Source organism: Deinococcus pimensis DSM 21231 (assembly GCF_000519345.1).
GTDB classification, from domain to species: Bacteria; Deinococcota; Deinococci; order Deinococcales; family Deinococcaceae; genus Deinococcus_A; species Deinococcus_A pimensis.
This window is the reverse complement of sequence record NZ_KI912633.1, coordinates 227608-237796: the sequence shown is the minus strand read 5'-3', so window position 1 is coordinate 237796 and position 10189 is coordinate 227608. Positions and strand designations below refer to the sequence as shown.

Sequence of the window (10189 nt, the reverse complement as noted above, 5' to 3'; positions counted from 1 at the left end):
GAGGAGCAGCGCGACGAGCGCGAGGGCGAGGGTGCCGCCGACGAAGCGGGCCGGGGGGACACGCAGGCTCAGGGGCGCCGCGAGGAAACGCCCGAGCGTGAAGGCGGTGAAGTACACGGCGGTGAAGGTGGCGGCGCTTCCCGCGCTCGCGCCGAGCGTGACGAGGTACGTGGCGGCCCAGCCCGCGCTGCTGGCCTCCACGCCGACGCCGAGCACGAGCAGCGCGACGAAGGCGAGCAGGAGGGGCTTCGAGGTGGCCGTGCGTTCCGGGGGCGCGGGCGGGAGGCGATCGTCGACGCTCAGCGCGAGCGGCGCGGCGAGCGCGCAGGCGACGGCGAGCACCACGAAGGGCGCGCGCGGGTCGAGTCGGACGGCGAGGCTCACGACGAGCGGCCCGAGGACGCTGCCGATGCCGAACATGGCGTTGAGGAGGTTGAGCATGGCGCCGCTGCGTTCCCCGAAGGCGCGGGAGAAGAGCCCGTTGAGGCCGATGGTGAGCCCGCCGTACCCGAGCCCGACGACGACGGCCCCGACGAGCGCGAGCCCCAGGGTCGGGCCGAGGCCGAGCGTGAGCCCGCCGAGGGCGATGAGGGCGACGCTGAGGACGGCGCGCCAGCGGGCGAGCGCGGTGCGTTCGAGCGGGACGGAGCCGAGCACCCCGACGAGCGCGCCGAGCGCGTGGGCGCTGAGGATGAGTCCGGTGCGCGCGAGGTTCTCGCCGTAGAACTCGCCGAGCCGTGGGATGGACGGACCGTACATGGCCTGCGCGGCGCCCATGAGGGCGAAGGCGAGGAAGCCGGCGACGATGGTACGGGCGGGCAGGGTGCTGGTGGGAACGGTCGTCACGTGGGCCTCCGCAGGGTCGGTCGGGTCGCTGAAACGATTCAGACTACCCGCCCGGAAAGGCCGCAGGCAACAAAAAAGCATTGCCGGTGAGCAACGGCACCCAGCGATCATCCCTTATGGCTGCTTCCTTCCGGACCTGACCAGGTTCGAGCGTCGCCGCTGCGTTGCGCCAGCAATGCTCGGTGACTATAGCACCGTGCGCGCCGCGCGGACAAGCCGCGCCGCACGCACTATCCTCGGCGCATGACGCACGTCGACTACGCCCTCAAGGAATGGGACGCCCAGGTGCGCGCCCTCGCGCGCGGTGAGACCGCCGTGCTGCTGCGCAAGGGCGGCATCATGGAGACCCACGACGGCTTCGAGGTGGAGCACCGCGCCTTCCTGCTCTACCCCACCTTCCTGCACCAGAACCCGCAGGAGCTGCGTCCCGACCTGCACGGGGACCTGCGCGCCGACCCCAGCCCGGGTCGGATCGTGATGCCCGCCCTCGCGGAGGTCGTGGACGTCCACCGCGTCACGGACCTGGAGCGCGCCCTGGCGCTGACCGACATGCAGTGCCTCACGCCCGGCGCCGTCGAGCGGCGCTTCCGCTACCGGGACCGACCCTGGCTGCACGCGCTGGTCGTGCGCGTCACCGTCCTCGACGAGCCCGTGAAGCTCGACGAGACGCCCGAGATGCTGGGCTGCGTGAGCTGGGTGCCGCTCCAGGGACGTGACGTCGAGGGCCGCGCCGCCCTCGCGGAGGACCGCCTCGCCGCCGTGCGGGAGGAGGTCCGGGCCCGCGTGGGCGCCTGAGGGTCCCTACTCGCCGCCGACGGCGTTCACGTCCGTCGGGGCGGGCAGTCCCCCGAGGTCCGGGTCGAGCGCGCTCCTCATCCAGCCCAGCACGCGCCGCGCCACGAGGTCCGAGCGGGCCGTGACCACGTCGAGGTGCGCGTAGCCGGACGCGACGAAGGTCGTGAGGGGAGCGCGGGTGCGCTTCGCGTACGCGCGGAACTCGTCCTCGCTGGCGATCCCGTTCTGAGCGACGACACCCAGCATCGGCACGTTCACCTCCGCCGTGTGCCACAGGCGCACGCCGCGCAGCCAGTTCAGCTTGCTGCTGTCGAGGCCGCAGGCGCTCATGTCGAGCGTCAGGCGTTGCGGGAAGTACCACTCGACGAAGTCGCCGTAGGGCCGCCAGAAGCGCCCCACGAAGTCGCGCGCGTCCGTGGGCGCCCCCGGGTCCTGCGTCCACCCGGCGGGCTTCGAAGGGTCGAGGACGTTGAAGGCGTCGCGCGCCTCGGCGCCGCGTGCGCCGCCGACGAGCAGCGCGGGCAGCAGGTAGGACTCGCGGACGTTGCTGGCGCGGCCCGTCGTGACGCTCAGGAAGGGCAGCACGGCGTAGCGCTTCTCCAGCTGCAGCATGGCCGCGGCGAGGTTCGTGGCGGGATAGCGCGTGAGGCCGGAGGGACTGACGCCGTTCGGGTCGAGCGCCGCGAGGCGGGCCTGCGCCGCGCCGCGCGCCGCGCGGACGGGATTGTAGAAGTCGAGCGACACGAAGGGATTCGAGGCGAGGTCGCGCCGTCCCGTCGCCCGCGCGAAGGAGAGGGTGTAGCCGCCGTCGTACTCGGCCTCGCTGATCTGACGGCCCAGGCTGCTGCCGGGCACGCCGTCGAGCATGACGATCCCCCTGACGTCGCGTGCGCCCGCGCGCCCGTCGAAGTCGTACGCGGCGTACAGACCCGCCATGGCCGCCCCGAGGGAGTGCCCGCCGATGAAGACGTTCGGAGTGAGTTTGCGCGCCTCCAGCACCGCTGCGCGCCAGTCGCGCAGGGTGACGTCGAGCCCCCAGTCCTGCATGAACGCGAGCGAGGAGGTGTTGCGGGCGGGCAGACCGTCACGGGAGATCCGCGCGAGGGTGGCGCGGTCGGCCTTCGCGACGGCCTGCTGCGCCTCCAGGGCGTTGCTGCGGCGATCCACCGCCCAGACCGCCACGGTGGGGTCGAGCGTGACGATCTGCCGGGCGAGCCGATCGAAACTGACGGCGCCGCCGAGGAAGCCCGGCATCAGCACGAGGATCGTGCGCGGCTTCGCGGTGCGGGCGTAACGGACGGTGATGGAGACGTTGTAGGCCGCCGGGGTGCCCTTCACGGTGACGCCCGGACGGGTGACGCGTGTCACGCCGACCGCCTCCAGGGGAGCCTGCGATTTCGGCGCGGCCCCCGCGAGACCCGCGAGGGCGAGCGCGGTGACGATGACCCGACGCATGCCCTGATGCTAGGTCGCTCACGGCACGCTTCGCTTGAGGAGAGTGAAGCATGCCCTTCAAGAATGCCTGAGCGAACTTGAAGGTTCGGGGATCGCTGTGTTACGTGCATCGTTTCCGTACGGCGGAACACCCGTCGTGACGTGTCGTTCTCGTCGATACAGGATGTTCCATGCTGGAGGACGAACGCGACGACCCACGTCGCAGGTCGGGTACGAGCATGAATCGAGGCGAGGAAACGTCAGGAGATGTTTCGTGGGATTTTCCGCGTGGCTTTACATTTTGCCGTTCTGTTTCCATAATGCTTCTGGAGGCAATGATGGCTTTTAGAAAACTCAGTGAGCAGGTGCAAAACCTCAGCAATCCCCAACGCTCGGACGCCTTCGTCAAACTCTTCCGCGCGGCTGTACGTGAAGGCCGCTTCGACGCGGCGTACATTCCGGAGCGTTTCGAACTGCCCAAGCAGTACAGCCGAAGAGGCAGCGAGGAACGTTACTCGAAGGACTCCAAGGACATGGTCTTCGAGGTGACGCCTGCCTTCGAGCACTGGTTCGAGAACGTCGACCGTGACCTCGGCGGCAGCCGCCGCGCGAGCCGCGTGAAGCCCAGCATCGACGCGTTCGAGCGGGGCGAGTTGGACTTCAAGGCCCTCGCGGAGGAGACGCGCCGCAAGATGGACGCCAGCTTCAAGAAGGGCCAGAACCTCGGCCAGAGCCGCGCCAAGGGCCGCAGCAAGAAGAAGTAGCTCAGCGCGCCCCGAGGCCGAGGCGTTCGTGCAGCCGCACGAACGCCTCGGCCGTCACGCGGACGTCTCCGAGGCTGCGGTGACGTCCGCCCTCCTCGAACTGCAGGCCGAAGCGCTCGGCGAGCAGGTCAAGCTTGTGGCTGCGCTGCCCCGGGAACGCGCGGCGCGACAGCTGAACCGTGCAGATCTCCTGCGGGGGGGCCCACACCAGCCCGTGCCTGCGCGCGGCGGCCCGGATGAAGCCCGCGTCGAACCCGACGTTGTGCGCGACGACGGGCCGATCGCCGACGTAGTCGAGGAAGGCGGGCATGATCTGCCCGAGCTCGGGCGCACCGCGAACGTGCTCGTCGCGGATGCCGTGAACCTTCGTGACGTACCAGGGAATGGGCCGTCCGGGATTCACGAGGCTGTGGAAGATCGGCGCCTCGATGACCCGGCCGTCCCGAACGTACATCGCGCCGATTTCGACGATGGCGTCCTTGTCGGGTGAGAGACCGGTGGTTTCGAGGTCGAAGACGACGTACTCCATCCTGAACAGCCTAGTGCATGGAGTGGAGAGACGCGCGGACGGCCCAGGCAGGAGCGAGGGACCGCTCCCGAGCGTACGACGCTCGCTTGAGTGGAGAGACGCGCGGACGGCCCAGGCAGGAGGACCGGGCCGTCCCGGTCCGTACGACGCTCGCTTGAGTGGAGAGACGCGCGGACGGCCCAAGCAGGAGCGAGGGACCGGGCCGCCACTCGGACGGCCCGGTCCTCACCCTCTTGGGCGACGCGCGTTATTTGTTGTCGAGGTTCTTGACGGCGGCCGTCACGTCGGTCGGCTTGCCGTATTCCTGCTCGGGCAGGGCCTGCAGGACGGAACGGACGTTGTCGTCGACGCCGTTGCTCTCGGCCTTCTGAAGGAGGTCCTGTTTGCTGGCGGGGTACGTCACGCCCTTGAGGTGCTTCTGCAGCTGAATCGGGTTGATCTTCATGGGTGCGCCTCCTCGCCCCATGGTGCGGAAGGGGTCTGCGGGGAGCGTGTAGGTTCGCGTAATCGCTCTTTACGCTCTCCTCGCGAAGCCTTGGGGAAGGGGGACGAAAAAATCACGTGCTGGAGCAAGGGGAGACGTGTTGACACCTCCCTCTCCTCACCAGCCGTTCGTGCCGGGTCCGCCCTTGAAGGGGCCGACGATGTCGCGGGTGATCCAGCCGCCGTAGAAGTCGCCGGGTTGTGGGGTGACCTGTTCGTCGTCGAGGAGGCAGGCGTCCATGCGGGCGGGGTAGAAGGCGACGTGTCCGGCGAGCGCCTCGTAGGGGGCGTCGGGGTGTTCGTAGGACCACGCGGCGGCGGGCGCTTCGAGGCCGCTTCCTCCGCGGACGGTCCAGTAGGTGGCGCGGCCCTTGTACTCGCAGTGGCTCGCGCCGGGCGCGCGGGTGAGGGCGCCGGGCCGGACGTCCTCCCTGGGGACGTAGTAGACGGGCGGGTGGCTGGTCTCGAGGACGCGAAACGCGCGGGCGCTGTCGGCGATCACCTCGCCGCCGAGAATGACGCGGACGCGGCGGGTGGCGCGTTCCAGGCGGGGCGGTCGGGGGTAGTCCCAGACGGATTCCTGTCCGGGCGCGGGCGGGACGCGGCGTGAGGTCATGTTGTCATGGTGCGCCCACGGGGTGGGAGGTTCCGTCAGCGCGACTCCACACTGAGCGGCAACTGCCAGTCGATCTCGGGACGTCCCGCTTCGCGCAGAGCGGCGTTCACGGCGCTGAAGGGGCGGGTGCCGAGGAACTTCGTGGCGGAGAGGGGGCTGGGGTGGGCGCTCTCGATGACGACGTGCGCGGGGTTCGTGACGAGCCGCTTCTTCTTGCGGGCGTAGGCGCCCCAGAGGACGAAGACGACGCGGTCGGGCCTGTCGTTGACGGCGCGGATGACGGCGTCGGTGATCTCCTCCCAGCCGTGCCCGGCGTGCGAGTTGGGTTCGCCCGCGCGGACGGTGAGGACGGCGTTGAGGAGCAGCACGCCCTGCTCGGCCCAGCGCACGAGGTACCCGTGCTTCGGGGGCTGGAAGTCGACGTCGGCTTTGAGTTCCTTGTAGATGTTCTGGAGGCTGGGCGGGGGACGCACACCGGGCAGGACGCTGAAGGCGAGGCCGTGCGCCTGACCGGGCCCGTGGTAGGGGTCCTGTCCGAGGATGAGGACGCTGACGCGCTCCAGGGGTGTGAGGCGCAGGGCATTGCCGACGTCCCCGGCGGGGGGGTAGACGGTGTGTTCGGCGCGTTCTCGGTCGAGGAAGGCGGCGAGCTCCCGGGTTCGTTCGGTCCGGAGGACGGGGTCGAGCACGCTGGCCCAGTCATCGGGCAGGCCGGGCAGCAGGGTCGTGGCGGTGTCGGCGGTCATGGGTTCATGCTGCAGGGGCAGGGGCTTACCGGATCGTCGGTCGGATGACGTTCGGTGGAAGGTGAAGAGAAGGAACGCGCGAATCATGACGGAATCTGAACATAGGTCGGTTCCGGCACTTTCGTCTTGAGGGAGTCCTCAGATATGGCAGCGAAAGTGGCTGTTTTTTGGCGGGAATTCGGAAAAAACCCATGAGAAAGCTTTCGCTCCCTTGATCCATTCCGTAAGAGCCAACTCACCGGGGTATGAGAACCTACTCGTAGTCTGGGCTACGCAACACAGTTGCGTAGCTTGTCGTTTCGAATCTTCGTCAACGACGACAAGGAGGAAGCATGCCACAGCATACGAATGACCTCGTGTGTATTTCACATCTGCGCTGGAATTTCGTGTTCCAGCGCCCGCAGCACCTCATGACCCGCGCGGCGCGCGACCGCCGCGTCTTCTACGTCGAGGAGCCTGTCGAGGTCGAGCCCGGTGTGGAGGCCAGGCTCGACGTCCGCGAGGAGAACGGCGTCACCGTGATCGTGCCGCAGGTTCCGCGCGGCCTCGACGAGGACGAGGTCCTCACGCGCGCCCTGGTGCAGGACTTCCTGCGCGCGAGCGGCGTGCGCCGCCCGACCGCGTGGGTCTACACGCCCATGCGGCTGCCGCTCGTGGAGGGACTCGATCCGTCCGTGGTGGTGTACGACTGCATGGACGAGCTCGCCAACTTCAAGTTCGCGCCGCGCGCCCTGCGTGAGCGCGAGGCGCGCCTGTTCCGCATGGCGGACCTCGTCTTCACGGGCGGGCACCGTCTGTGGGAGGCCAAGCGCGAGCAGCACCCCCGCACCTTCCCCTTCCCGTCGAGCGTGGACGTCGCGCACTTCGCGGGCGCGCGCGACGGCCGCGCCGATCCCGCCGATCAGGCGGGGGTGCCGCGTCCGCGTCTGGGCTTCTACGGCGTCATCGACGAGCGCTTCGACGTGGACCTGCTCGCGGCGGTCGCGAGCCGCCGTCCGGAGTGGCATTTCGTGCTGCTCGGCCCGGTCGTGAAGATCGACGAGGGCGCCCTGCCGCGCGGCGAGAACCTGCACTACCTCGGCATGAAGAGGTACGAGGAGCTCCCGTCGTACCTGGCGCACTGGGACGTGGCGCTGCTGCCCTTCGCGCGCAACGAGGCGACGGAGTTCATCTCCCCCACCAAGACGCCCGAGTACCTCGCGGCGGGCGTGCCGGTCGTGAGCACCGACATCCGCGACGTGGTGCGTCCCTACGGCGAGCAGAACATCGTGCGAATCGCCTCCGACGCGGACGAATTCGAGGCGGCGGTCGCGGAGGCCCTCACCGAGGACAACGCGGAGCGCATGCGCCGCGCGGACCGTCTGCTGTCGCGCATGTCCTGGGACCGCACGTGGCGCGAGATGGACGACCTCATCCGCGAGGCGGGCGCAGACTCCATCGGGTACGCCAAGACCGTCCGCAACTGGGATGACACGTCCACCCGGGACGTCGTCTCCGACGCCGATCTTCCCGCCGCCGCCGCGCGGCGCTCCTCTTTGCCTGGAGTGGCCGATGACTGAATTCGATCCCACCGTGCCCGCCGCCCAGCGCGGCTTCGACTTCCTCGTCGTCGGGGCGGGCTTCGCGGGCAGCGTGCTCGCCGAGCGCCTCGCGAGCGTGCTGGGCGCGCGCGTCCTCGTGGTGGACCGCCGCCCGCACATCGGCGGCAACGCTTTTGATCGCTACGACGACGCGGGCATCCTGATCCACCCGTACGGCCCGCACATCTTCCACACCAACAGCAAGGACGTCTTCGACTACCTGTCGCAGTTCACCGCGTGGCGTCCCTACCAGCACAAGGTCCTCGCGAGCGTGGACGGTCAGCTCGTGCCGATCCCCATCAACCTCGACACGGTCAACCGGCTGTACGGCCTGAGCCTCACGGCCTTCGAGCTGGAGAAGTGGTTCGAGTCCGTCGCGGAGCCGCGCGAGCAGATCCGCACGTCGGAGGACGTGGTGGTCTCCAAGGTGGGCCGCGACCTCTACAACAAGTTCTTCCGCGGCTACACCCGCAAGCAGTGGGGCCTCGATCCGAGCGAGCTCGACGCGTCCGTCACGGCGCGCGTCCCGACCCGCACGAACCGCGACGACCGCTACTTCGCCGACACGTACCAGGCGATGCCGCTGCACGGCTTCACCCGCATGTTCGAGGCGATGCTCGCGCACCCCAACATCAAGGTGATGCTCAACACGGACTACCGCGAGATCCAGGATCTCGTGCCGTGGCGGCACATGATCTACACGGGTCCGGTGGACGCCTTCTTCGACTTCCGCTACGGGAAGCTGCCGTACCGCTCGCTGCACTTCGAGCACGTCACGCTGCCGCAGGAGCAGTTCCAGGAGGTCGGGACGGTCAACTACCCGAACGACTACGCGTACACGCGCATCTCGGAGTTCAAGTTCATCACGGGGCAGAAGCACCCGCACACCAGCGTGGTGTACGAGTACCCCCGCGCGGAGGGCGATCCGTACTACCCCGTCCCGCGGCCCGAGAACGCGGAGCTCTACAAGCGGTACGAGGCGGACGCGAAGGCCATGACGAACGTGACCTTCGTGGGGCGCCTCGCGACGTACCGCTACTACAACATGGATCAGGTGGTGGCGCAGGCCCTCACGACCTTCGGGAAGCTGCGCGAACGCTTCGGCGTCACCCCGGCGGGTCTGGAGGAGACCGTGGGAGTCAACGGTGACTGAGGGAAGCCCGGCGCGTGCCGGGCTTCTCCGCGCCAGGGACGGCCTGGAGCTGTGGGCGGGCGTGGAGTGCACCGTGAACCGCGTCGGGGACGACTACCTCGACCAGTGCGAGATGAACGGTCACGCGGTCCGCGAGGGCGACGTCGCGCTGCTCGCGGGACTCGGCGCGTCCCGGCTGCGCTTCCCGGTGCTGTGGGAGAAGGTGGCGCCCGAGGAGCACGGGCCGCGCCTGTGGGCGTGGAGCGACTCGAGGCTGGGGATGAGCCGCGAGGCGGGCGTGCGGCCCATCGTGGGCCTGGTGCATCACGGGAGCGGGCCGCGTCACACGAGCCTCGTGGACCCGGCCTTCCCGGAGAAGCTCGCCGCGTACGCCCGCGAGGTGGCCCAGCGCTACCCCTGGGTGGACGCGTGGACGCCCGTGAACGAACCGCTCACGACGGCGCGCTTCAGCGGCCTGTACGGCCACTGGTACCCGCACGAGCGCAGCGGCGCCGGGATGTGGCGCACGCTGCTGAGCGAGCTGCGCGGCACGGTCCTCGCGATGCGCGCGGTGCGTGAGGTGAACCCGCGCGCGGCGCTCGTGCAGACGGAGGACCTCGGCAAGGTCCACTCGACGTCACATCTGCGCTATCAGGCGGACTTCGAGAACGAGCGGCGCTGGCTGAGCCTCGATCTGCTCGCGGGCCGCGTGGACGAGCGCCACCCGCTGTGGCGCTGGCTGCGCGCGTGCGGCGCGTCCGAACGTGAGCTCGCGTGGTTCTCCGAGAACCCCTGCCCGCCCGACGTGCTGGGCCTCAACGTGTACGTCACGAGCGAACGCTTCCTCGACGAGCGGCTGGACCGCTACCCCCCGCGCACGCACGGCGGCAACGGCCACGAGGCGTACGCGGACGTCGAGGCGATCCGGGTGCTGGGCCGCCCGCTGGGGCTGTTCGGGGAGCGGCTGCGCGACGCCTGGGACCGTTACGGACGGCCCGTCGCGATCACGGAGGCGCACCTCGGCTGCACCCGCGAGGAGCAGCTGCGCTGGCTCGCGGGTGCCTGGGACGCCGCCGGGGAGGCCCGGGCGGACGGCGTGGACGTCGTGGCGGTCACCCCGTGGGCGGCGTTCGGGTCCTTCGACTGGAACAGCCTCCTCACCCGCTTCGAGGGGCACTACGAGCCCGGCCTGTGGGACGTGCGCGCCCCCGAGCCGCGCCCCACGGCCCTCGTGACGCTCGCGCGGGAACTCGCGGCGGGCGCG

Annotated in this window: 11 protein-coding genes and 1 other RNA gene; 5 read left to right on the top strand and 7 right to left on the bottom strand. The window is 69.7% G+C overall.

From position 1 onward, the window contains the following. Together DEIPI_RS0105830 and ffs are read right to left on the bottom strand one after the other, a co-directional pair. A partial coding sequence (locus tag DEIPI_RS0105830; protein WP_169737029.1) for an MFS transporter occupies positions 1-846 on the bottom strand: 846 nt, incomplete at its 3' end. Between the two features lie 77 nt (positions 847-923). Beyond that, an RNA gene (ffs, locus tag DEIPI_RS36410) (signal recognition particle sRNA small type) lies at positions 924-1022 on the bottom strand. Positions 1023-1089: 67 nt separating this feature from the next. On the opposite strand from ffs, the gene DEIPI_RS0105825 reads away from it, so the two are divergent. Then, a complete protein-coding gene (locus DEIPI_RS0105825) occupies positions 1090-1641 on the top strand; it encodes a DUF1802 family protein (RefSeq protein WP_027481171.1) in 552 nt (183 codons plus the stop codon). A gap of 6 nt (positions 1642-1647) precedes the next feature. On the opposite strand, the gene DEIPI_RS28865 is transcribed toward DEIPI_RS0105825, so the two are convergent. Continuing rightward, positions 1648-3096, bottom strand: a complete 1449-nt coding sequence (locus tag DEIPI_RS28865; protein ID WP_157463476.1) for an alpha/beta hydrolase family protein — start codon at positions 3094-3096, stop codon at positions 1648-1650. A gap of 317 nt (positions 3097-3413) precedes the next feature. On the opposite strand from DEIPI_RS28865, the gene DEIPI_RS0105815 reads away from it, so the two are divergent. Continuing rightward, entirely contained in the window at positions 3414-3839 is a 426-nt protein-coding gene (locus DEIPI_RS0105815; RefSeq protein WP_027481170.1) for a hypothetical protein, read from the top strand. 1 nt (position 3840) lies between these two features. Here DEIPI_RS0105815 and DEIPI_RS0105810 read toward each other — a convergent pair whose 3' ends face one another. The 4 genes from DEIPI_RS0105810 to DEIPI_RS0105795 form a co-directional block, all read right to left on the bottom strand. Continuing rightward, positions 3841-4368: a 3'-5' exonuclease gene (locus DEIPI_RS0105810; RefSeq protein WP_027481169.1), complete on the bottom strand. Its 528-nt coding sequence runs from the start codon at positions 4366-4368 to the stop codon at positions 3841-3843. A gap of 247 nt (positions 4369-4615) precedes the next feature. Continuing rightward, complete coding sequence (locus tag DEIPI_RS0105805; protein ID WP_211238250.1) at positions 4616-4813, bottom strand: DUF2795 domain-containing protein; 198 nt, start codon at positions 4811-4813, stop codon at positions 4616-4618. Between the two features lie 156 nt (positions 4814-4969). Next, positions 4970-5467: a DUF427 domain-containing protein gene (locus DEIPI_RS0105800; protein ID WP_027481167.1), complete on the bottom strand. Its 498-nt coding sequence runs from the start codon at positions 5465-5467 to the stop codon at positions 4970-4972. Between the two features lie 35 nt (positions 5468-5502). Further along, a complete protein-coding gene (locus DEIPI_RS0105795) occupies positions 5503-6213 on the bottom strand; it encodes a uracil-DNA glycosylase (RefSeq protein ID WP_027481166.1) in 711 nt (236 codons plus the stop codon). A gap of 332 nt (positions 6214-6545) precedes the next feature. On the opposite strand from DEIPI_RS0105795, the gene DEIPI_RS28860 reads away from it, so the two are divergent. The 3 genes from DEIPI_RS28860 to DEIPI_RS28850 form a co-directional block, all read left to right on the top strand. After that, positions 6546-7772, top strand: a complete 1227-nt coding sequence (locus DEIPI_RS28860; RefSeq protein WP_084473988.1) for a glycosyltransferase family 1 protein — start codon at positions 6546-6548, stop codon at positions 7770-7772. Then, positions 7765-8946, top strand: coding sequence for a UDP-galactopyranose mutase (gene glf, locus DEIPI_RS28855; protein ID WP_045233705.1), 1182 nt, complete (start codon positions 7765-7767; stop codon positions 8944-8946). Before DEIPI_RS28860 ends, glf begins: the two co-directional genes overlap by 8 nt. Further along, the coding region (locus tag DEIPI_RS28850; protein WP_045233786.1) for a glycoside hydrolase family protein at positions 8939-10189 on the top strand (1251 nt) is incomplete at its 3' end. The genes glf and DEIPI_RS28850, both read left to right, overlap by 8 nt.